Source organism: Hassallia byssoidea VB512170 (assembly GCF_000817785.2).
GTDB classification, from domain to species: Bacteria; Cyanobacteriota; Cyanobacteriia; order Cyanobacteriales; family Nostocaceae; genus Hassallia; species Hassallia carrinoi.
In genome coordinates, this window is the sequence record NZ_JTCM02000103.1 from 1 (window position 1) to 23,484 (window position 23,484).

General features: G+C 43.7%; 16 protein-coding genes and 2 pseudogenes. 8 read left to right on the plus strand and 10 right to left on the minus strand.

Features of this window, described 5'->3' with window-relative positions:
- From PI95_RS28160 to PI95_RS28195, 8 genes and pseudogenes are all read right to left on the minus strand, one after another.
- A pseudogene (locus PI95_RS28160) lies at positions 1 to 228 on the minus strand (hypothetical protein); the annotation flags it as partial.
- A 165-nt stretch (positions 229 to 393) separates the two neighbouring features.
- Complete coding sequence (locus tag PI95_RS28165) at positions 394 to 1,488, minus strand: cyclic nucleotide-binding domain-containing protein (protein ID WP_039739024.1); 1,095 nt, start codon at positions 1,486 to 1,488, stop codon at positions 394 to 396.
- 250 nt (positions 1,489 to 1,738) lie between these two features.
- Complete coding sequence (locus tag PI95_RS28170) at positions 1,739 to 2,905, minus strand: DUF7005 family protein (RefSeq protein WP_039739025.1); 1,167 nt, start codon at positions 2,903 to 2,905, stop codon at positions 1,739 to 1,741.
- On the minus strand, positions 2,902 to 3,714 hold the full coding sequence (locus PI95_RS28175) for a MinD/ParA family ATP-binding protein (RefSeq protein ID WP_052324752.1): 813 nt from the start codon (positions 3,712 to 3,714) through the stop codon (positions 2,902 to 2,904). The genes PI95_RS28170 and PI95_RS28175 overlap by 4 nt, the downstream gene beginning before the upstream one ends.
- A gap of 155 nt (positions 3,715 to 3,869) precedes the next feature.
- On the minus strand, positions 3,870 to 4,094 hold the full coding sequence (locus PI95_RS28180; protein WP_039739029.1) for a hypothetical protein: 225 nt from the start codon (positions 4,092 to 4,094) through the stop codon (positions 3,870 to 3,872).
- Positions 4,084 to 6,702, minus strand: a complete 2,619-nt coding sequence (locus PI95_RS28185; RefSeq protein ID WP_039740418.1) for an amino acid permease — start codon at positions 6,700 to 6,702, stop codon at positions 4,084 to 4,086. The genes PI95_RS28180 and PI95_RS28185 overlap by 11 nt, the downstream gene beginning before the upstream one ends.
- A 382-nt stretch (positions 6,703 to 7,084) precedes the next feature.
- Positions 7,085 to 8,506, minus strand: a complete 1,422-nt coding sequence (locus tag PI95_RS28190; protein WP_039739030.1) for a cache domain-containing protein — start codon at positions 8,504 to 8,506, stop codon at positions 7,085 to 7,087.
- Positions 8,507 to 8,692: 186 nt separating this feature from the next.
- Positions 8,693 to 11,950 (minus strand): type 2 lanthipeptide synthetase LanM family protein, encoded by a 3,258-nt coding sequence (locus PI95_RS28195; RefSeq protein WP_039739032.1) that lies wholly within the window; start codon positions 11,948 to 11,950, stop codon positions 8,693 to 8,695.
- A 509-nt stretch (positions 11,951 to 12,459) separates the two neighbouring features.
- On the opposite strand from PI95_RS28195, the gene PI95_RS28200 reads away from it, so the two are divergent.
- From PI95_RS28200 to PI95_RS28210, 3 genes are all read left to right on the plus strand, one after another.
- The gene (locus PI95_RS28200) at positions 12,460 to 12,831 is read left to right on the plus strand and encodes an NHLP leader peptide family RiPP precursor (RefSeq protein WP_039739034.1); all 372 of its coding nucleotides are present in this window, start codon (positions 12,460 to 12,462) and stop codon (positions 12,829 to 12,831) included.
- 236 nt (positions 12,832 to 13,067) lie between these two features.
- Complete coding sequence (locus PI95_RS36275) at positions 13,068 to 13,259, plus strand: NHLP leader peptide family RiPP precursor (RefSeq protein ID WP_236117230.1); 192 nt, start codon at positions 13,068 to 13,070, stop codon at positions 13,257 to 13,259.
- Positions 13,260 to 13,802: 543 nt separating this feature from the next.
- Positions 13,803 to 14,981 (plus strand): S8 family serine peptidase, encoded by a 1,179-nt coding sequence (locus tag PI95_RS28210; protein ID WP_163519274.1) that lies wholly within the window; start codon positions 13,803 to 13,805, stop codon positions 14,979 to 14,981.
- Positions 14,982 to 15,112: 131 nt separating this feature from the next.
- Here the strand turns inward: PI95_RS28210 and PI95_RS28215 are convergent, their stop codons facing one another.
- Positions 15,113 to 15,922: a response regulator gene (locus PI95_RS28215; RefSeq protein WP_039739037.1), complete on the minus strand. Its 810-nt coding sequence runs from the start codon at positions 15,920 to 15,922 to the stop codon at positions 15,113 to 15,115.
- Between the two features lie 571 nt (positions 15,923 to 16,493).
- Positions 16,494 to 17,729 (minus strand): sensor histidine kinase, encoded by a 1,236-nt coding sequence (locus tag PI95_RS28220; protein ID WP_039739039.1) that lies wholly within the window; start codon positions 17,727 to 17,729, stop codon positions 16,494 to 16,496.
- A 549-nt stretch (positions 17,730 to 18,278) separates the two neighbouring features.
- Between PI95_RS28220 and PI95_RS28225 the strand changes: the two genes are divergently transcribed.
- The 5 genes and pseudogenes from PI95_RS28225 to PI95_RS28245 all read left to right on the plus strand — a co-directional run.
- Positions 18,279 to 18,929, plus strand: a complete 651-nt coding sequence (locus PI95_RS28225) for a sigma-70 RNA polymerase sigma factor region 4 domain-containing protein (RefSeq protein WP_039740419.1) — start codon at positions 18,279 to 18,281, stop codon at positions 18,927 to 18,929.
- A gap of 15 nt (positions 18,930 to 18,944) precedes the next feature.
- Positions 18,945 to 19,895, plus strand: a complete 951-nt coding sequence (locus PI95_RS28230; RefSeq protein WP_236117231.1) for a DUF1822 family protein — start codon at positions 18,945 to 18,947, stop codon at positions 19,893 to 19,895.
- 105 nt (positions 19,896 to 20,000) lie between these two features.
- Positions 20,001 to 22,295: a CHASE2 domain-containing protein gene (locus tag PI95_RS28235; RefSeq protein WP_039739040.1), complete on the plus strand. Its 2,295-nt coding sequence runs from the start codon at positions 20,001 to 20,003 to the stop codon at positions 22,293 to 22,295.
- 81 nt (positions 22,296 to 22,376) lie between these two features.
- Positions 22,377 to 23,216: a DUF928 domain-containing protein gene (locus PI95_RS28240; protein WP_163519275.1), complete on the plus strand. Its 840-nt coding sequence runs from the start codon at positions 22,377 to 22,379 to the stop codon at positions 23,214 to 23,216.
- A gap of 64 nt (positions 23,217 to 23,280) precedes the next feature.
- Positions 23,281 to 23,484, plus strand: a pseudogene (locus PI95_RS28245) (hypothetical protein); the annotation flags it as partial.

A 23,484-nucleotide genomic window follows, 5' to 3' on the forward strand; every position in this document is an offset into this window, starting at 1 on the left:
TGCTCCTCGAATTGCCCCACCATCAATGCGATCGCTCTTAATACCATTGATATTAACATTGGGTATCACAACAGAACTTTCAGCACCTAAGCTATTATCGGGTATCGGCTTTAGCTGGGCTAATGCACAATTCCCAAAAAAAGCGAATGTTTGCGACACGGCTGCGCCGATCGCACACAAGCTTGCAATACCTAAGAACCCCCCACCCCGATTATTTATCCTGGACATTGTACCCCTCAAAACCTAGCAGTTACTGGTGGTCGAAGAAACCTCTACTAATTCTCAGTTTCAGAGGTGAGAGTTTATGCAAAACCTTGATTTTCTTTACAAAAATTCATTAATAAACTGGCGGCAGAAATGACCGTCGAAGCGTTCCTCTCTGCCGCATTTGATTCAACTTACTTTTAAACGTCCTTGCATCCAATCAAATCTTTTTCCGGCAAATGCCATCCGATCTAAAACATTGGAATCCAGTTCATCCTCATATTCAATATTCTCATCCAGTGGCTGACCTTTGCTGTAAACACGTCTGCCATAACCAAGCCGACTCAGCATACCCTGCAATCTTAAGATAAGCATAATCGCGATCGCTCGATAAAAGCGGGATGCAAAACCAACATCTTGCTGTAATTTTGCTGCCAGTTGCTGTCGAGAAATCGATAACACAAGCGAGTCTTCAAGCGCTTTTATTGTTGTGGAGGGCAAGCGGGCATCAATGAACGGTGTTTCTCCGACAATTTCACCTTTAGATAATCTCGCTATTTCTCGCTCTGAAATTTCGCCACCCTCTATAGCTGCAAAGGCACGAGCTAAAGGATTGCACTCATCCTCAGAAATAGAAACTGACATTGTTCCACCCAGTATAATATACAGCGCATCCACTGGTCCCTGTTCGTGGATGAGTACTGTGTTAGCAGGTATTTTTTGCGGATTACCTGTAGCCATCATCCAATCGATGTCACTATCATTCATTTCCCCTAACACACATAACACATCCTTCAGTGGCTGACCTTGTGCAAGGTTACTACGACTAAGCTGATTGATGATGCTTTGCAGTCTGTCTGAGAGCATAATAGCAATCGCACGATAAAAGCGCGAAGCAAAACCCACATCATCAAGCAATTTTGCTGCCAATTGCTGCTGCGGAATTGACATCACCAGCGACTTTTCAACAGCCTTAACAGTGGTGGTAGTTGGACGACTACCTAAAAAAGGGATTTCTCCTACTACCTCACCGCTTGAAAGCCGCGCAATCTCTCTGCGTGAGGTTTCACTACCCTCGATTGCCGCAAAAGCACGAGCCAGAGGATTGTTTTCAGGTTGTGAGACAGTAACTGTTAAAATTCCCTCTAGTAGGATATGTAGGGAATCGGCGGCTTTTCCTTCTTGGACGAGTACGGTGTCTGCTGCTATTTCTCGCCGACGACCTGTAGCAATTATCCAGTCGATGTCACTGTTACTCAATTCTTTAAGTAGAACTTCTGTCATAAGTCGATTTACCTATGTTTTTTAGGAGAATTTGAAGAAAAACGAACCGCAGAGGCGCAGAGAGCGCAGAGAAGAGAATGCAGCACTACGCACATTGATGCCCCAGTACTTTTCGGATAAGAGTTGATCCCCCCGCCTGTGGCGACCCCCTTTAAAAGGGGGTTGGGGAACATAGCCCGCCTTTTTAAGGGGGGTTGGGGGGATCTGCAAAGAATAAACATCACTAACTGACAAGTATTGCTTTAATGCCTTATGCAGATATAGTTTTCTGCAACTCTTCTAAGGTTTGTTGGATGCGGAAGTTTGCCGACTTTGAAGCCAATTCTTCCAAGGTTAAGTGGGTTAAGGCAATCAACATCAAAGGTTGAATATTGATGTCTCTTAACTCGCTTGCATGGTCGGTGTGAAAGCGCTGCAAATTTTCTGCGGTTGCCTTGACCAATGCCTGTAGAATTTTAAAAGCCCCATTGCAAAGCGGGGGTTGACCCAGGTAGTTTTGCATCCTGCCTCCTTCTCGGTAATTTGGAAACGACTCCAACCCCACAAAGCGTAAGAACCAGTCTGCTCGATAGTACCCCGTAGCGGCTACAATGCCTCTGTAGTCGGCTATTAATTCGTCGAGCATATTGTTTCGCATTGAGCCAAACAAGCGACGTGTGAAGTAGTGCGTACATTCATGTTCCAGCCGAATGGTTAGGGATAAGCGCTGCCATTCTAGTTCCTCAAGTCCCATGTCCTCGGCTGAAACATTGCTATAGGGACTGTCACTCAAAATAATTAACCGATCCTGATAGAGCGTTTTTTGTGGTATAATATTGCGAAACTCTGCCCCCCAACTAGTTTCCGAGTAATTATTATTTCTAGCTGACCATTGTTGGCGATCGCGGCGAATTCTATCCCAGTTGTTAAAACCAGCAACCATACAAGCTCCCATAGAAGCTGGGACTAGTTTGGGTTCATTTTGCATTGTGAGCGCTTGTACAAGAGTTACAAAGTCTTCTCGGTTTCCAGTCAGCAAAACCGGGATGGTTCCTGCCAAACTTTGATGTATTATCAACTGGAGTTTCTCAGGCAGCGTAAGAATCAAACCAGTTGCTTCGGGTATATTATCCACGGAAACACCCTTACGGGTAGCAAAGCGATATGCTTCGGTTTGGCTGATGCCTTCGAGTATGGGAAATCGGAACTGCACCAGACGCTGTTTTAGTGCCTCAAATGCTCCTATAACTCTTGCTGCAACAGCGTACTCCTCCCAAACGGTAATATGGGCTTCGGGTACAAGTGGAAACTTGACGGCATGTTTTAAACATTTGTGCGAGAAGAGATTTTGATTGTAAGCAAGCAGTTCCTCTGCTTGGGAGGCACTAGCACCATAAAAGGCAAGTACACTCCTCCGAAATTCCTGTTGATTGCTCATAAGCGATCGCTTGCAATAAGTACTTTCTTTGTCTCACTCTCACCAACAATCTGTTTAGCAATCTCTTTCATCCTCTGACTGATAGGATGCCCAGAGTAGCGCAGACAGAAAATACCTCGGCTCGCTAGCTGAATCATCTCTTCAGACAAAGGTAAAATACCAGCCACTGAGACGTTATAGGTTGTCTCCACTTGTTTTTGCAAGTCTGCAAAATCGAAAGCTGGTAGCACCTTATTGACCACCAACAGCATTTTAGGTACTTTCAGCTTGCGAGCTACATCCACCGTCACAGCGGTTCCCTGAAAGTCTTGGCTGTCTGGACGCAGAATAACAACTAGAACATTAGATATACCGATGGAAAGTAAAGTTTCTTCATTCAAACCTGGGTGAGTGTCAATTAACAGGTAGTCCAAATTCAGACAGCGGATGAGTTCCTGAAAGCCGTCATTAAGCCGAACTACGTCATACCCTTCGCGCAGAACCCTGGCAATTTCACCAGCTTTAATACTACAGGGAATTAGGTAAACTTTGCCGTTAATCGTATTTGTCTCTTCCTGTGCCATAAGAGTATGACTAACGTCGTAGGCAGTGTCTTTAATATTACAGCGTCCCCACAAATAATCATTGAGAGCGCGATTCATTTTTTCTTCGTTTAGACCGAAAAGAACGTGAATTCCTGGCGATTGGATATCAGTATCGACAATGCCTACCCGTTGCCCATGTTGTGCCATAGTAGCGGCTAGGTTAGCAATCAAATTTGATTTGCCAGTTCCGCCACGGAAAGAGTGAATAGCTATAATTTGTGCCATATTTTACCTCAAAATTGTTAGTTGATGGGTGTTAGTTGTTAGTTGTTAGTTGTTAGTAGGGAGTTGGGAGTGGGGAGTGGGGAGTGGGGAGTGGAGAGTGGAGAGTGGGGAGTTGGGAGTAGAAAGTTAGGAGTTAGGAATTAGGAATTAGGTAGTTAAGAATTATTACTCTCCTTGTCTCCTTGTCCCCTTGTCTCCCTTGTCCACGCCAGGCGCCTCAACGGAGGGAACCTCCGCACGGCGCTGGCTCCCCTTGTCCCCTTGTCCACGCCAGGCGCCTCAACGGAGGGAACCTCCGCACGGCGCTGGCTCCCCTTGTCCCCCTTGTCCCCTTGTCTCCTTGTCCCCCCACTCCCTACTCCCCACTCCCTACTCCCCACTCCCCATACCTGGAAATGTGAACTTTAAAGAGCAAGCATCGCTGACCAGAGGTAGCAAAACTTTTCCGTTGGACAGCTTCAGGTCAAACTGCATATTCTTGTTTCCACTTTCGACTTCCACAAGTGCAGGTAAACTCTTGGAGTCTCCGGTAAAGTTGCTTTTGTGTGTCCATACTCTCAGTTCCTTTTCGTGCTTGGTTGGTAAGCGGAAGATGGCATAACGCAGCGACGAAAGTGATGGAATTTCCACAGTGGCAGACCTAGTATGTTGCTCACCCTCGGCATATCCCAACCGCACCTCTGCCATCTTCGGTTGTCCACCAGCAGCGATCGCGAAGACGGATTGCCCTCCTGGGTACTGTCGTAGCTCTACTACCACACGGTTCGCGAAAGCTCCATAGCGTTTCATGATAAGAGTTGCTAAAAGCGATAGCAAGGCAATGCACAATGCACCGATCCGCGCTACAGGATTTTCCCAGATGAACAGACCGTGGAGGAGCAGAATCCCTAAATAGAGACTGTATATACCGACACTGAAAACCGGATGATTCAGAATCTCCAAAACCACTCCGGGCACGAGTTCGCCCTTGCGCCGACTGGAAACTAACAAAAGAATTGGGAAAATACCGCCAACAAGAGAGTTACCGAGTACACCAGCAAATGCCAGTATACTAGTAAAGGATTGCGTACCAGCAAGCAAAAGCCACTCAGTTAGTAGGAAGACTAACACTAACGGGCTGATGGATAGCAAGAAACGACGCTGTTTCAATAGGGTTGCCCAAAACTGTTGTGTCAGCGCTTGCATATCAAGCTTATTAGTCTGACTTTGATTTTTAGGTGCAACATTAGCTACATCTGCCCTCAAATCTCCTTCGTAGGTTAGGAGCATTGGTGAGGTCAGTTGCAGACACGCATTATCTTCGTTAGCCGATCGCACTTCTAGAGTCAGACGAGTATTCCACTTATCCAATGGAAACTGCCCAAATAGCTCTTTAATGTCCCAACGCTCAGTAACTGTTATCTCTTGATGGTAAACTTTGCCGCTCGATTGGATATCTAGGCGAAACTTTGGCGCTTGTTCTTTCAATCCCAAGTAGGTTATACCAATATGGGGAACACAATTCGGGTTGCCACAGGGGTGCAATATCAATGTTAAGAGCTTGCGAGGCACCATCAAAACGGATCGAGGTCGAGCAGGCAACCATTCCCTGGCTAAGTTGAGCAGGAGACTGGAACTACGCAGCCAAGCCATTCCTAACAACAGGATGATTAAGACTGCTCCCAAAACTGTGACGATGGAACCAACCTCAACAGCTAGTGGTTCCAAAACGGTGCCTGACTGCCCAACTAGTAACTGCGGTGCGATCGCTCCGTTGACTGCCAATACCCAAATGCAAAACAGCACAGTTAAAAAAGCAGTCCCCGCTACGCTACCCCAAATCAGTGAGTCAGCGCTCTTGTCGCGCTTAAGTATCAATTTGCCACATTCACCCACATACACATGTCCGAAGTAAAGCATCAGGCTAACACCGAGAATCCGCTGTAGCATCCAAGGTTGGAAAGGATGACCATCCAAAAAAGGTAAGTTGACATATAAAAGGTTGTCAAGTTGCACATGGCGAAATGCTAGCAATGACAAAATGAGGAGCAAACTAACGTTGATGGCTGCAAGCAATACCATCACCGCAACCGTGAAGTTAAGCGATGTCTGCGACAGCAGGTATAATCCAGCAAAGAAAAGCAACACGGCACACAGTGCTGCTGGTATGTGTGTAAAGTTTGCCATAGTAGTTGACAAACCGATGTAGCAAGCCAAGGCTATGAGAAAAACACGGATACTTACGGCGACAGAGAAAATAAATGAGCCAGCATATCCTAAGTAGTTGGATACTAATTGTTTGATAAAGACATTGCCGTAACGAAAATCACCACTGCGACTAACAGCTTCAGCCATGCAAGCCATAGTTAGGATGTTAATAGTGCCGATGATGAGCACAAAGGCAACACTAACTAAGGGACCAACATCGGCTACAGCGATGGGCAAGGCTAAGAAAGCTTGGGGAAGACCTAGAGCAACGGTTACTGCATAAGCAAGCCAGAAAGGTGGCATTTCCTCCAGTCGTTGGGCGATCGCACTATTCTTCCAGCGCATTTGTTCGATTAGTGGCAGCTTAGATGCAAAGATTTTTTCTAGCTGTGTTCTGTACAAGCGCGAGTAACTCACCTGTACCGCTTTCTCATCCAAACCCAAAGCTGCCCGGATGTTAGGTACTGCTTGATAGGTAAAGGTGTATTTCTGGCTGAGAGCGTGGGCAATGGCGGCTTTTAGTCTAGGGTTTTCCGGTAGGAGGGGTGTCCATTGGATGGCGTAGCGTTCGAGGTGTTGAATGGTAGGGTGGAGTGCTGAGGCATTTCCTAAAGCAAAGGCTTCCAAAAAAGCCAAATCGCGCTTTGAGGCAACTTGCTCGGTAAGGGAAAATTCCACACGCGATCGCGCTACTATCTGCGCTGTTCGACTCTCAATCAAAAACAGCAAAGTATTCGCTCGTTTCGCTGGTAAACCCGCTAATGCTTCCTCACGCGATATCAGTTCATCATCGGATGACATATTAATCATTTGTAAAATCAAAGTTTTTCAAACCTTACGCGACTTGGGGCTGGTTGCGCGATCGCTACTTCAAAGGTTCAGTCTTCTAAAGTGCCTGATAAGAAATCAAGCATTGTTCCGTAATAAATAACTATAAGAACTACTATGGTTCTTGCTGCTATCTCCAGATTGGACATTTGTTTAGCAGCAACAGTTTTAGCTTGTGTCAGGATTGGGGTAATGAAAAGCATAATTGTTTTGTTTCTTCGTCTTTGATAGTGATAGCGCTGTTAAGTAGATTTTTTGCTTATTGTCGGGCTTTATTAATTGCCGTATAGTGTGGAACTCGTCAAATATTACAATGCACATTTTGGTTAATTTGTATAGTGGGTAACTCTTGGTTTCATTCAGCTAACTCGCGCGATCGCTGTTTGATCGATTGCACCTGGCTCTGCAATCGCTCATAGTATTGCGTCTCAGTTTCACCTGAGCTTACCGCTTGCTCTCTGAGCTTTTGGATCTTTTTGTGTAAGGAGCGAAAATGTTCATTGTCAGTAATTTCCACAAGGTCTTTTGCTCTTTTAGTTTCGTCAATCTCAACTTTTAGATTAAGTACCTGCTGTTTCAGGTTTTGCTCTCTAGCCCTTACCTCACGAGCCATCTGTAAAAAGACACGCACTAACCGCCCTATGTCGTCCTGAGTGCCAGATACAACAGTTAATTCCTGAGGATTGAAATTTTCCTGCTCTAGTGCTTGCGCTGCGGCAGTGAGGACGCGAATCGGTCGGGAAATGCTCCGTGCTAGAAACAGCGCTATGATTGCCGTGATTCCCCCCACTACCAGTACGCTGGTGCCGTTCAGCCAGATCAAACGCTTCAAGGGTGCTTCAAATTTTTCTTTGGGTTGGCTGACTCCCAACACCCAAGGTTGCTTCTCCAAGGGTGCGAAGCCAACTATCCGGGGCATTTGATTTACCCCAAAACGATAGCTGGTGTGACCGAGTTGTTTTGCCTTTACCATCACCTTCAACTCTGGAATGTTCATGCTTTTAATTTCATCAACACCGTAACGTCTATCGGTAACAACTTGCTTTCGGGTTTCTGGCGGTAAGGGATTGAGGCTATGGTAGAGTCGGGATTTATCGGGATGGCTGATGATTACCCCATGCTGGTCAACAAGAAAAGCGTAGCTATCGGAGCCTACCGACAATGTATTAACGATCGCCCAAATATCTTCTCCTTTGATTTTAAGTACCGTCACTCCGACAATCTCGCCATTATCAGAACGCACCGGGTTAGAGAGAAAAAGCCCAGGTCGAGATGTGGTTTGACCCACAAGGATGCTAGAGACGTAGGAGTTTCCTTGAATGCTAGAGCGAAAGTATTCGCGGAAGGCGTAGTTTTGACCAACGAATGTTGGATCCGTGGAAGCGAGACATTTACCTTTTCTATCGATGATAAAGACAGCATCAAACTCTGGGTTAGAACGGAAGATGTTTGAGAGTGTCCATTGCACATTGGAACGGAAGGCTGCTTGCTTTGCGCTTTCTTTTGAAGCCAGCAAACCCACCACATTGCGATCGCTGCTAACTTGAAATACATTAGCTTGAATATCGATAATTAGCCGATCCAGGCGACTGGCAGTACTAGCGGCTGACAACTCGAGTTTGCGGTATTCGCTTGCCTCCACACTTTCTAAGCTTTGTCGCAAATTGTAGTATGCGGTGAAGCTCATCGGTGCGATCGCAGCCACGAGCAAAAAAAGCGAAAGTTTGGCAGCGATCGACCAGGCAGGCGGGTAAAATAACCGATGTGTAAGCTTCATTCTGATTTTAGATTGTTAGTTGTTGGTTGTTAGTTGTTAGTTGTTAGTTGTTAGTTGTTGGTTGTTGGTTGTTAGTTGCTAGTTGTTGGTTGTTGGTTGTTGGTTGTTGGTTGTTGGTTAACAGTTAACCACGCTCCCACTATCCACGCTCCCACTATCCACGCTCCCACGCTCCCAGTCTCTCATTCACTCCCACAGCAACACGGAAGGAAGTGATTCTGGATGCGCTAGCCTCAGTAATTCATAACCGATGCCGGCGGTGCCTTGAAAGAAACCAGGATTGTAAACATCTCCAGGAAGTTCGGGAAACAGATAAAAAGCACCGACTTGCTTTGCTCTTGCGACAAGCCATGCTGCCTGTTTTTGCACAGTATTCCAAAGTTCTGGATGGGACAGCTTGGAGTAGCTTACCAAAAGTACTTCCATCCTGCCAAAGTTACCGCAACAGAGATGGTCGAGGTTCTGTAAACCAAACTGTTGAGTTGTGTTGATAGCGGCTGCAATTTCTTGCCGAATTTCTGGAGTATCGAGAATTTCTAAACCTCCCAAACGCGCTAAAGCAATACCAGGAGCGCCGTGACACCAACTGGTCATAGTTGGTTTATTTTCCCTTACGTCTTGCCAATTTCCGGTGCTGGGAGAAAATAAACTGCGTTCGTAGGCGATCGCTTCTTCTGCCGCTTCCAGAAAAACTATTTCTTGGGTAGTTTTGTACAATCGCAGTAAAGCGTAGGCAATGCCTGCCGCACCATGAGAAAATCCCGTTGCTAACTTGCCCATCTTAGTTGCCCAAGCTCTAAATCCAGAATCGCTCTTAGTGCGGTTAATAAGTAGGTGATAACCTAGGGCAGTGGCTCGATCTAGAACTGCTGGATCTGATGAAGCTTGGTATAAACTTAGTAATCCTAGTATTGCCCCTGCCGAGCCAGCGATCGTGTCAAAGGAGCGATCGCTCGCAATGCTTTCCTGAGTTATTAACGAGGCTCCACGGCTGGCAATATCTAGAAGCTGCGGTTCATCCAGAAACTGGCTAATTCTAACTAAGGTATAAACGATAGACCCTAATCCAGTGGCTCCACCGATACCGATTTGCTTAGTAAATTTACGCTCTTGATTTGGGTCTGTGTCCTGTAAGGGTTTTCTCAAGTCTTGCAAAGCGCTGAGTGCTAAATCTCGAAATTTTGCATCACCAGTAATTTTTGCTAACCCTGCTAAAAATAAAGCAACTCCGCCAACACCATCGTACAAGCTATAGCCCAAGGGCTGAAGTTGCATCCGTTCTGCCTTGGGCAGGTATCCCATACCAATCCAGGTAACACTACCGTCAGCAGCGCGAATTGCTCGTGCGTGCAGTTCTTTGGCAATCTCTACTGCTGACTGCACCAGCTGTGCTTGTGTCAAAGGAACAGTTGCATCCAAATCCAAATTAGTAGATGTGGCATCAGTAATTCCACGAACGATCCGCGAATAAAAAGAACCTCGAATAATTGCAATCTGTTGAGCTAAATCTGCGTTACTTAGCCGCTTTAGATGAGAAATCATTCGCTCACAGCTAGGTTCTTTAAAATATCCCTCAACTACCAAGTCAGGGTTGATACACAGAGCATTGCTGCTAGAGTCAGCGACAAAGTAAGGAATATCCATTTGTTCTAAGGTTTGGAGTTCGACTGCTAGCAGCGACCAAATAGAGGGTTTGCGATCGCCTGCCAAAAAAGCCCGACTTAGCACATCCAGTTGAATGCTGCGGTCTACACCATGCTGTAGAAATTTTGGGTTGAGGGCTTTACCTAGAACATCAGCGTATACTTGGGTATTGCGAAACAAAAACCGTACTTTCTGATGAGCTAAGGCAGCTAAAGGACTATCAGTTGCCAAAAGCGTTTCTCTTTTTTCTCTGAGAAACTGATACATCTGTCGGAAACCATCTATGAGTTCATCAACATAATCATTTGGTGATAGGGTAATGTCATTGAGCAAAGGTGTATTCGCTTCGGCTGGCATTATCCCTAACTCATATTCCAGTACCATATTGTCAGTGTTGATGTTCTGCCACTTTTGCATTTGCACAGGGTTTCCCTCCCCAACTCCCCCCAAAGCACTAATGTCTTCAGCCTTTCCTCTTAGTCCAAATTCCCATCTTGGCAGTAGTCCAGTTCGCAGTACAGAGTCGAAAAATTGTTGATTTGCCTCGTATTGCGCTCCTCCCACTTCCTCTGTTTTGGGGTCAATCTCCTGAGCTACAGGCTGCAAAAGGGTTTCCAGGTCTACCAGCACCGGATGTTCACCACTAGCGATCAGATTTTCCTGATGGCAATCATTACCTTGCAGCACATACAGTAGACACAAAAGCATTCCAGCACGTTGGTAGTATCGCTGCGCTGCTGCTTCGTCTGCACAGGGCAAATGCTCCACAAACTCCATCCAACCGTAGGTTTTGCAGTCGATAACTTTCACTAACTTGAACGGTAGTAAAGACGTTGCGTGCAACGTCTCTACAAAATGCTGATTGCACCAAGCTAGTAAGTTAAAATACGCAGCTTCCAGGCTCAAACTTCTAGGTTTGTATATTAGTTTCAATCCAGAGGCAAAAGTGAGAGCAATTACGGAGCGTCCCCTATTATGAAGATCGGAGAGATTTAACTGGATAGCAACGACCTGACCTGTATCTTCAAAGTTTTGCTGGATAGTTGGCAAGTCTGATGCTAATCGTTGAAGAAATTCCGCTTTTTCCTCCACCCAAAGATCCATCGCTGTTGCTACCAACCGAGCTAAAACGCTGTACTTCTGAAAAAATGACAGTAACTTGCCTGTTTTCAGGTCTTTGACAAAGGTTTGATACTGTTGATTAGAATTAAAACCTATGTCTTGTCCTCGTCCCCATAAGAGAGTGAAAGCGGATTGCTTGAGCGCTTTAAATAGTGAAAATTCAAGCTGTAGAGACTCGGTGCAAAGAGACACTAACTGCAATAACAGTTGACGTTCCAGACGTATGTGAACTTCTTCCGACAGCAGTTGCCAACTAGCACCGACCTGTGCAATCAGTTTCTGCCGTGCTACATAAACAAAGGGCAGATAAACTTCTTGAAAAGGAATTGGCTTTTCAGCATCCAGACAGCGAAAAGTGTCTGCATAAACCGTTTCCCAGTCAGTTTGCAAAGCTGACCGCAAAGTTTCTGTCCAGACAGGGAGTTGTTTTGAATCAGCCAAGCAAATAGATCCGAGAACATTACCGACAGCTTTAGAATCTAAACCATCCCAAGCAAGACGTTTGGCAAATTTTTCTGGGTTTCCTTGTGCAACAACCTGACACCACGCTTCTAAGCGAGAGATAAATAGCTTTTCGTTGGTTTGGGACTCATTCTTGATGAAGCACTTGCCCAATCTTTCAGAGAGCGTACTAGCTTGCTCGACTATTTTGATTAAATCTTCCTGTGAAACTTCCATCTATATGCATTCCCTTTTAGTTGAACTTATATAATGTTTGTACCGATACTTAGTAACCAATTAAATTCCGAAAAACTCTGCGTTACTTCACGCTTACTCTGCGTTACTCTGCGTTTAAAAACGTCCTCACTTTTACGCCAAACTGTACTTAGATTTATAGCTTAAAAGATGCCTACCCAGAATTACAATCCAAAATCTTTCGGTAAGACTAACAATCTTTTAGCTGATGTTTAATATTTAATTTGGATAAACTAGCTTCTTAGGCAAACCACTGATTTTTGTGACTTTATTTCTGTTTACTTAAATATTGGTAGTGCTAATAAGTTTATTTAGTTTGATTCTTTTCGTTTTTCTAAAAAATTAACATTTACGTTGAAAGTGAGCAGCCTATTAATATTAATTATTTTGATTTTATGCCGAAAGAATTCAAATTGACGATTTAGTTGACGAATCGATATTCTAGTTAGTGTCAAGCAAAGGTTGACAGAAACAAATTAGGAGAAAACAAAATGCACGACGAACTGAAAAAAGTAATCTCTCAAGCAATGAACACCCGGTTCGAGTTCGAGCAGAAGCTCATTCAACAAGCTTGGGAAAATGAGGCATTCAAGCAAGAGTTACTCAACAATCCCAAGGCAGTTTATGCGAGAGAATCGGGAGAAGAATTGCCAAAAGACCTGGAAATTGAAGTTATCCAGGAGACTGCAAATAAGGTGTATTTGGTAATTCCAAATAACCCAGCTTCATCTCTAACTGAAGGAGAATTAGCTGAGGAAGCTCTGGAGGCAGTGGCAGGTGGTGTTTGTCTAGGTTTTACTTTAGCATACGGTGAAGCAAAAATAGGGTGGCTCAAAATTCGCAACGCCAATAATAAAGTGTAGTGTCAGCATAACTTTAGTACGCTAGTAACCACTTGAAAAACCAAATTATTATAACCCAGTGAGCCTTGACAGATAAGTCTTTTACACTCACTGGGTTTACTTTATATCAACAGTTAATTACTCATATTTTTTTCGATTTTATAGCTAAATAATTCAAATTGACGGTTTAGTTGAATAATCGATATTATAGTTAGTGTAAATCCGAGATTGATAGAAGCAAATAAGGAGAAAATAAAATGCACGAAGAACTGAAACAAATCATCTCTCAGGCAATGAACACCCGGTTCGAGTTCGAGCAGAAGCTCATTCAACAAGCTTGGGAAAATGAGGCATTCAAGCAAGAATTACTCAGCAATCCCAAGGCAGTTTATGCGAGAGAGTCAGGACAAGAACTTCCAACAAATCTGGAAATTGAAGTTATCCAATAAACTGAAAACAAAGTCTACTTGGTGCTTCCAAATAACCCGGCTCCATCTGTGTCTGAGGGAGAATTAACTGAAGAAGCTCTGGAGGCAGTGGCAGGTGGTAAATGTAACAACTGGTCTAGAAATTATGAGTGCATTTTAACTTTCGCGTGGCGCAACGCCAACAATAAAGTGTAGTATTAGCGTAACTTTAGTACGCTAGTAACCGCTTGGATATCCAAACTTTTATAACCCAGTGAGCCTTGACAGATAAGTCTTTTGCACTCACTGGGTTTACTTTATATCAGCAAATCATTACTCCTATTTTTTTCGATTTTATGCCGAAAAAATTCAAATTGACGGTTTAGTTGACGAATCGATATTCTGGTTAGTGTCAGTCCGAGATTGATAAAAGTAATTAAGTAGAAAAGAAAATTCACAGAGGTTCGCACTGCTCAGTTATTCAAGAGAATTAAACCTAACCTTGATGCCGACAGCATTCTATACTTCAAGTCCTTAAACGCGATGAAAAATTTAAGACTCCTCCGAAGAATCGTTACGTCAGGGGTGATTGCGACGACTGCCGCATTCGGTAGCTTTATTGCTGAGGTTCAAGCGGCTACCTTCACCCTGCCGATTGAAGCAGCAGCCAAAGCTACAGGGGTTGATGTTTTGCGCGATCGCTATGGTTTAGATGGCACCGGAATCACCATCGGGGTGATATCTGATAGCTTCAAAACAGCAGAGACCTTCGACATCTCTGGCAATCCGGATACCTATGCGACCAACATAGCCAATGGCTATCTACCATCTGGTGTCAACGTGCTAAAGGACTACTCTAGTCCTGATGCCACGGATGAAGGTCGCGCCTTATCGCAACTCATCCATGCTGTGGCTCCGGGGGCTAACTTAGCGTTCTACACAGGTACGGGCGGTGCGGTTGCCCAAGGTCAAGGCATTCAAGCTCTAGCGACTGCCGGGGCAAACATCATCGTGGATGATGCTGGGTATTTCCCTCAGAATACTCCTGATGTACCTTTAGACTTCTTAGATTTGGAGCCTCCGAATGGACCGATCAACCAGGCGATTAACGCGGTATTCAACCAGGGAGTTTCTTACTTTACTGCTGCTGGTAATGATTTTCCCGAATTGCCAATTTATGGACACTCCAATAACTCAAATGCGCTGACCGTTGGAGCCGTGTATTACGGGAACGCAGAATCCTACTTAAACCGAGCCGGCGTTGTTGTACAGCAGGGGCAACTGGAACCCTTTTCTTCGGAAGGCAACTCAGATTTCCTCAAGCCCGATGTTGTGGCTCCAGACGGGCTGCCAATTTCCTTTAATTTGGGTGGAGATTCCCGTCGTGTTGCCAACCCCGGCTTCTTCGACTTCTTTGGTACCTCGGCGTCGGCTCCGTATACCGCTGCGGTGGCAGCGCTGCTGTTACAGGCAGACCCAAACGCAACGCCCACTGAGATATATGACGCTCTGAGAAATACCGCTGTTAGTTCTTTGCCCGGTTTCGACTCCAGACTTGGCTTTGGCTTGATTCAAGGAGACAAAGCGATCGCAGCACTGGGAGTAAAACCCAAATCAATTCCCGAACCTTCCGCAGTCCCAGCCTTGCTGGGCATCGGTGTTCTGATTGTCGGTGTATCACTCAAACGCACTCAGCAGAAGTCACAGGTCATAGTTAAGCTCGGCGATCGCCTTCCCCTAGTAGTCCAGCACACCAACGCTTGACAAATTAGGCAAAGTAGGATAATTTACTTCCCCCGGAATGCCCTCATAGTTTGTGCCGCGAGATTCCCGATTTCTTCTGTGAAGTCGGGAATCTGTCTTTAAGAAATCGGGAATCTGACTAACCTAACCCCTCATAGTTTCTGCGTTTGAGTACTACCTTGGGTGCGCTGCGCGTTTCGCCAAACTTGAGGAGTCGTTCCAAAGCTGATGCGAAACTGACGAAAGAAACACCCCGTATAGCGATAGCCGATTGCCTCAGCAATTTGCTCAACTGACTGGTTGGTTTCCAAAAGCAAAGAACACGCTGCTGCCATACGGCGTCGGGTTATCCAACGGTGCAGTGGGTATCCCGTCTGACGACGCGCTAGGTCGGTTAGGTAAGCTGCGGAGTAACCAACTGCCTGCGCTACATCATCTAGACCAATCGGTTGGTGATAATTAGCTTCAATGAAGTCGAAGACCTGGCTCAACTGGGGGCAGGAAGGAAAGAACGATTCAGAATCTGCCAATTTAGCAGTTTCAGCAAAAGGTGGGACTTGCTGGGACTGGGCAGCATAGCACTCCCTGAGGGCTGCTTGTTTTTCTAGTCGAGCGGCGATCGCTCTCAATAATTCCTCTATCGTAGAGGGCTTGGTAAGATAGTCATCAGCTCCCAAATCCATACCTTGACGAATTTCAGCTTTAGTAGCTTTGGCACTGAGAAAAATGAAGGGAATCGTTGCTGTTAGAGGGTTTTGGCGCAATGTCGTCAGAACACCGTAACCATCAAGTTCTGGCATCACAATGTCGCAAATTACCAAGTCTGGCAGGTGTTCTTGTGCCTTCTGGATGCCGATACGACCGTTTTCTGCTGCGATCGCTTCAAACCCTTCTGCCTCTAAACTGTCTAGAAAGATATCTCGGCTTTCTGCCTTATCTTCAATCACCAAAACTTTTGTCATAACTTCCTTTGATATTTAGTCATTAGTTAGTTGTTAGTAAAAGCTAGGAGCGTGGGAGCGGAGTTATTTGTCTGTTTGTCTGCTTGTCTCCTCATTTCCTTCAACTTCACTTACAAGAGCGATTTGACTACTGTGTAGGTTCAAAAACTTTGGCGATACTCATGATTGAGTCGCTACGCGATCGCCTGACTTAATTAACGAGGCTGTACAGGGCTTAGTGAGATAGTCATCCGCTTCGAGTTCCATGACGTAGCAGCGTTCTGTCTCTGTAGTGCTTCCCTGCGATCAAAATTTACAAGTATAAAACTATGGCTTTTTTTGCTGACACTCTTGTTTGATTTGACAAAAGCTGCGTGTGGTGTCAGGAAGAAGGGGGTAGGGGGTAGGGTGTAGGGTGTAGAGAACACGGCATTGGATGGGGCTTGGAACCCCAACCAATGCAATCAATCGCCCTCTTAGGGCGGGGCTTGTGGTAATGCGGGTTGTTGGGGCTGCCTCTTCCCCCATACCCCACACCCTATACCCCACACCCTGCCCCAACGGGGCTTGGTCACTGGAGAGAAGCTAAAGTTTAAACTGGTTGGCTTAATGGTAATGCGATCGCAAACGTAGTACCCACCCCAACTTCACTCACCACGTTAATTTGACCATTATGCAGGTCTACAAGCTTTTTCACAAGTGCTAACCCCAATCCATTGCCTGGTATGTCGCCGACATTTCCACCTCGATGAAATGGCTTAAACAGTTGTTGTTGATCTGAATAAGGAATGCCAATTCCCCAATCCTTAACAAGGAAAATTACTTTTTCATCTTGGTAGGAAAGTACCAAATCAATCGTGCTGCCAATCGGGGAATACTTGACGGCATTCGAGAGTAAATTTCTGAGAATGGGGTGTAGCAATTTTCGATCTATGCAGACTTGACGATCGCCTTGACTGATAAAGGTGACTTTGTGTTGGCTGCTTTCGTTCAAGTTCATTTCTGTCAATATGTCACGGCAAAATTGAATCAAGTTAAGTGGTGTGGGGTCAAACTTTAGCTTTCCTGCTTCTGCTCTAGCGATGGTTAAAACTTCATCCATCAATAGGCTGATATCTTCGACTGCTGTTTGAAGACGCTGCAAATACTGTAGTTTTTTCTCTTCAGTCCAGCGGTGATGATGACGTTTCAGTAAGCTAGTGGACAATGAGATGATGTTTAGGGGAGAGCGGAATTCATGAGAAACCATAGAGACGAAGTGCCAGAAGTCTTCAGCTTGTTTTTCTTGTTCTAAAGCCATCTCTGCCTGCTGCCGCAAAGCTTTCTCGCGGTTTAATTGCTGAATAGCCTCGGATAATTCAACAGCTTGTTGTTGCACTTTGCGTTTGTTTGCTTCATTATCCCTCTGTAAGGCTAGTGAAGCTTGCTTGCGTTGGCTGATATTGCGAACCAAGATACAGCCATACTCATTGCCGTTGTATTCCATGTAGCTAAAAGTGATTTCCAGCGGAAAACTTTGACCTTCTTTAGTCCAATGTAGAGATTCAAAATATAGGTAGCCTTGCTGTTTAATAGTTTTCCAGTACTTTGACCAATCTTGTTTTGAAAAGTCTGGTTTTACATCGTGCATGGTCATGGAAATTAATTCCTCACGGGAATACCCAACCAAACTGCACGCTGCATCATTGACGTATAAAAACTGTGCGTCTGGGTTTACCCAAAAAACTGCACGCTGCCACAGATTTATTGGGGATTTGGTATGCAATTCTTCTAGTTCTAGTGTGACTTGAAAGTTGCTTTGCTCTAAAATGCGGTTGCTAAAAACCATAGTTTAACTTTCTGCAATTACTAATTGAAATGTGTGAAAATTACTCTTTATCACCAAGCTGCTGGTTACGTCAGACGCGCGACTCTTGACGAACTAAACAGCGCGATCGCTGCTTGAAGATTCGTCATGAAAGCGTTTAAATCTTCACTTTTTTTACTTTGTTCTAAGAAGTTATCGCAATCTTTCTTCTGCTGAAACAGTGAAATAACCAGTTGTTATAGCCTGTTGAACAACCAAAGCGAATTAACACCATACTCAAAACTTATTTAGTATCGATACAAGCCCTGAAAAAATCGATGTGTTGCTCTATTTGTATCTCTGGGAACTACAGTTTGTTTTACGCGAAGTGCGGTTTTTCTTTACAAAACTTGATATTTGCATTTTTAAGTCGGTTTGCTGAAAATTCTGTTAAGGCTTTACACCTTTGCCTCAAGAACTAAATGTAAACAATTGTAACAATATTGTTAGTTTCGCATAAAATTCCCGGTATAACCGCGAGAGAAAAATAGAGATTCAAAGATTGCTTATTTTTCAGGCATGAAGTCTCAAATGAATCATCCCCAGACAGATGAACTAGATTCTTATCTACTACAACTAGCTACAGAAGCCCAAGCTAACCCACCGCGCTCTGGAGTCAGACGACTTGCTTTAACAAAGTTGGTTTATGAAATTATGCGCTCTGGCAGGCTTTGTCATCCACAAAAAGGTCAATTTACACCTCAGTTTTATGAAGATATTTATGATGAAGCACGCCAGGAACTTTTGCTTTATATTTGTGAAAATATTGACAAATACGATGCAAAACGCGGTAGCGTCATGGCATGGGTGAATGTTCTTTTGCAGCGGCGATTTTTTAGAGATGCTATTAAAAAAATCCAGACTCAGCAGAATGTAAGAAAAATAACTGATGCCGATCCGGATAATCTTCCTGCCCCAGAAGAACCTCTAGACCTAGGAGAAGTTCTGAAAAAATGTATAGAATCAGACCCGGAAGGCATTTTCAAAAATGAACATGTAGAGAAATGTCCTCAAGCTAACTTTCAAGCAGTGGCAATGCGACGAATGTCTGGAAAATCGTGGAAAGAGATTTCCGTAGAATTTGCGATTAAAGTTCCTACAGTCAGCAGCTTTTATTACCGATGCGTAAATAACTTTTCTTTAAAGCTGAAAGAATATTGTGACAACGACGATATAAATTAAACACCAGAGGAAAAAATGATGAGAGAATCAGAATCTTTAAAATTTACCGTCCCGATAAGTAGTGAGCTTCATTTTTTAGCAAAACAATTTCGCCTTTCTCATCGCAATTCAAAAAAAGCTAAACAAGTTTATTTTAATACTTTAGCGGTATCTGCCGTAAATTTTTACCTGCGTTGCATGGGAGTTAAAACTTCTTGGTCAGCTAGTTTAAGTTGTAACCCAGTAATACAAACTATGATGGATGTTGCCGATTTAGAAATCATCGGTTTGGGAAAGTTAGAGTGTCGTCCGGTGCTGTCAGACGAAAAGGTGGTTTATATTCCACCAGAAGTTTGGTCAGACAGAATTGGCTATGTAGCTGTACAATTTGACCAATCGCTAAGAGAAGCGACTCTGCTAGGATTTAGCAAAACGGCTCAAAATGGTGAGATACTTATAAATCAGTTGCGATCGCTTGAAGAATTCATTTTACAACTGAGCGAAATCCCCCAAAAAGTTAAACAGCCAATTCACCTCAGCCAGTGGTTAACTAATATTGTTGACGCTGGTTGGCAAACGGTAGAATCGCTTTTGACGCAACAATCCGAACTAGCTTTTAGATTTCGCTCACCTGAACAAATTTTAGCTGAAAACTCAGAAAATTCCCCTATTAATGTCCAAAAAGCCACATTGCTGGACTTAGGAGGACAATCAGAAAGTAAACCGATCGCTTTAGTAGTTGGACTGATACCTCTGTCTGAACAAGAAATAAACATAATAGTGAAAGTTTGTCCTGTCAATGGTCAAAACTATCTGCCAGAAGAACTTGAATTAATGGTGTTGGATGATTTGGGAATATCTGTAATGCAAGCTACTGCAAGAAATACCAAGAGTATTCAATTAAACTTTAGTAGCGAATTTGGAGAACGTTTTAGCATAAAAATGACATTAGGTGATGTCAACTTTACAGAAGTTTTTCTAGTTTGAAATTCGTCGCGCAAAAATATATTATGATTGACAAAGGTTGTCAAATTTCAGTATTTTAAGCGTATTAATTAGACTCGTCTAAAATTCCAAATTTCAAATAGGTTTATGGCAAAGTTAGTTGTTATGAAACTAGATGGTAATTTGTCAGGCACGGGGTGTCGGGTGACACTGGAAATTGGAGCCGAAAATGCTCGCCCAAAAATAGAAGTTTCTGGCAATTTACCTGCATCCCCGGACTTGGCAAATTACCTGCACCAGTGGCAAGATAACTATCGCAGTTTGGGGATAACTAGCCGAATTAAACCCCAAGAAATTATTTACGATGGCTGTATCAAAAGTCGAGTGAAAAAATGTAGTGAGTCAGCCAAAGTTTTGAGCGATCGCTTGCAAATATTACTTGAGTCTCCGGAATTTCGCTGCATTAACAACACATTACGTGAAGAATTAAACCGAGACGAAATAATTAGGGTATTAATTCGCACTGATGATAGCGAATTACAAAGGCTTCCTTGGCATTTGTGGGATTTTTTTAACAGATACTCACAAGCAGAATTTGCCTTAAGTGCAACAGCTTCTGAAGCACCCAACACACCACCGCGTAAACCGAAAGTCAGAATTTTGGCGATTTTGGGAAATAGTACTGGAATTGATGTTCAAAAAGACCGTCAATTGTTAGAAAGTTTACCATCATCCGAAATAGTTTTTTTAGTAGAACCGCAACGCAATGAGTTAAATAATTATTTGTGGCAGCAATGGGATATTTTGTTTTTCGCGGGTCATAGTGAAAGTGCTGATGGGAAAGGTAAGATTTATATTAATAAAATTGATAGTTTAACAATTGACGATTTAGAGAATGGTTTAAAAAGCGCGATCGCACAAGGTTTGCAACTGGCAATTTTTAACTCTTGTGATGGTTTGGGATTAGCATCGCAACTCCTACCTTTACATATTCCGCAAATGATTGTTATGCGGGAACCAGTACCGGATGAAGTAGCACAGGAATTTTTAAAGCATTTTCTGGTAGCTTTTTCTAGTGGCAAATCTCTTTATCTCGCATTGCGAGAAGCAAGAGAAAAACTGCAAGGTTTGGAAGATAGATTTCCTAATGCAACTTGGTTGCCAGTAATTTTCCAGAACCCTGGAGTTGTACCACCGACTTGGAAAAAGTTATCTTCTCGGCATATTGATTTTAAACGTATTTTTCTGACTGTATTTCTAGTGAGTGTGCTTGTTACAGCAAGTGTAATGGGAGTGCGTTATCTGGGGATGTTGCAACAAAGCGAATTGCAAGCTTATGACCATTTCATGCAAGTGCGATCGCATAACGAAAGAACTGATCCGCGCTTGTTAATAGTTACTGTTGGGGAGGCTGATATTTATTATCAAAACCAAAAGAAGATGAAATCGAAAGGATCGCTTTCCGATCAAGCACTCGCTCAACTGTTGCAAAAATTGAAGCAGTATCAACCAACAACTATTGGTATAGATATTTATCGTGATTTTCCTGTAGACCCCGATTATCCAAATTTAGTTACTAGTCTACAGCAAGACGATCGCATTTTTGCAGTGTGCAAAGTTTCTGCTGATTCGGATGGTGAAGCTGATGGCATTCACCCCCCTGATGAAGTTCCACAATCGCGCCAAAGTTTTAGTGATTTTGTAGCAGACAATGATGAAATTATTCGTCGTCAATTGTTGAATTTAACTCCTCCTCTAAAATCGCCATGTACCGCAGAAGATTCTTTTAGTCTTCAGCTTGCACGTCACTATTTACAAGCTAAAGGTATCAAAGCTTTTATTAATTCTCAGGGATACTTGCAGATTGGTAAGGTTGTCTTTCAGCCATTAAAAGAACACTCTAGCGGTTATCAAAGAATTGATGCATCGGGTTATCAAGTTTTGCTGAATTATCGTTATTTGCGTCCAACGGAAAAAATTGCCGAGACAGTATCTCTTAAAGATGTTTTGACTGACCAAATCAAACCTGAATTAATCGAGTCATTAAAGAATCGTATCGTTATGATTGGCGTTACTGCCCCAAGCGCTAAAGCTGATTATTGGAAAACCCCCTCCAAAGAAAAGAAAATACAAGGACTTTTGGTGCAAGCAAATATGGTAAGCCATATTCTCAGTGCCGTTGAGGATCGCAGACCTTTGTTTTGGTGGTGGTCTGGGTGGGTGGAAGCACTTTGGGTCTTTGTATGGTCATTGGTGGGAGGTATTATAGCATGGCGCTGCTCAAAGCCGCTGTATCTTGGGCTGGCGATCGCAACAGCGTTGTTAACATTATTTACGATCTGCTTTGGCATTTTTACACTAGCGGGGTGGATACCATTTGTTCCGCCTGTATTGACATTGGTGTTGACGGCTACGGCTGTTATGTGGATATTACGTAATTAAACTTGTGATGCTGGCTTATCGTCTTTATTTTGAAAATAACATTAGATATTTTGACGCTTGAATAATTTACCTGAAAATCAGATGAAATTACTAATTTATCAACCAAAAATTTCTAGTGTAGTTAGTGCGAAAGCGCTGAAGCGCTTACTACGAAGCGTTATTTTTTTGATACTGCTTGCGAGTTACCCTTACCAAGTAAATGCACAAGTTACGCAACCTGTCAAGAAGGTTGTCCCAAACAGACAAAACCGCCTTGCGGAATTGAAATTTCCCCGTAATGGCGCACCGATTGGTCGCCGTCAAGGAGGGGCAAGACGTACTGGAACTGAATGCCCAGACTTGAAAACGCCTATGACTGCGTTGGTGCCTGGTGAAGAAAGTGCGGATGAATCGAAATCTTTCTTAGCATTTACAGTGTCTGAGTATCCAACTTTTTGGGTTTATGTGCCACAGTTACCCAGCAATGTTCGCTCTGGAGAGTTTGTATTTCAGGATGATTTGGGTAACGATGTCTACCGGATGCCTTTGACGCTGCCTGAAAAGTCTGGTGCGATCGGCATTAGTTTACCACAAAATCCGCAATATGCTTTAAAGACAAACAATAAGTATCAATGGTACTTTAAGGTTTATTGTGGTGCAGCCCAAAACACATCTGAGTATTTTTATGTGAAAGCATGGGTGCAACGAGTAGCGCTAACGAGCGAGCTTGAAAGTCAGTTAAAGTCGGCGAAATCAGGGGAATATACTGTTTATGCTGTTAATTATATTTGGCAGGATGCTGTAACTAATTTAGCTGAAATGCGCCGGACTAATTCAGGCGATCGCGTTTTGAGCGATGATTGGATTAGTTTGTTAACATCTGTTGGCTTGTCAGAATTTGCTTCTGCGCCGGTTGTTTGGCGTTATGGTTTTGAAAGATAATTGCGATGTAGTTGAAGTGGTGGATAAATAGAGGCTGACAATTACTGCTTTTGAGGGGTGTAGTATGTCTGGGATGATTCGATACTGGCAAAGATGGGCATTAGGAAAATTGTTAGTGGTGGGGGGAGCGATCGCCTTTTCGGGAAAATGCACCTTAGCCCAAATCGCACCTGATACCACGCTAGGGGTAGAAAGTTCTGTGATAACACCCACCAACATCAATGGTATCAACAGCGATCGCATTGATGGAGGGGCAATACGTTCAGCT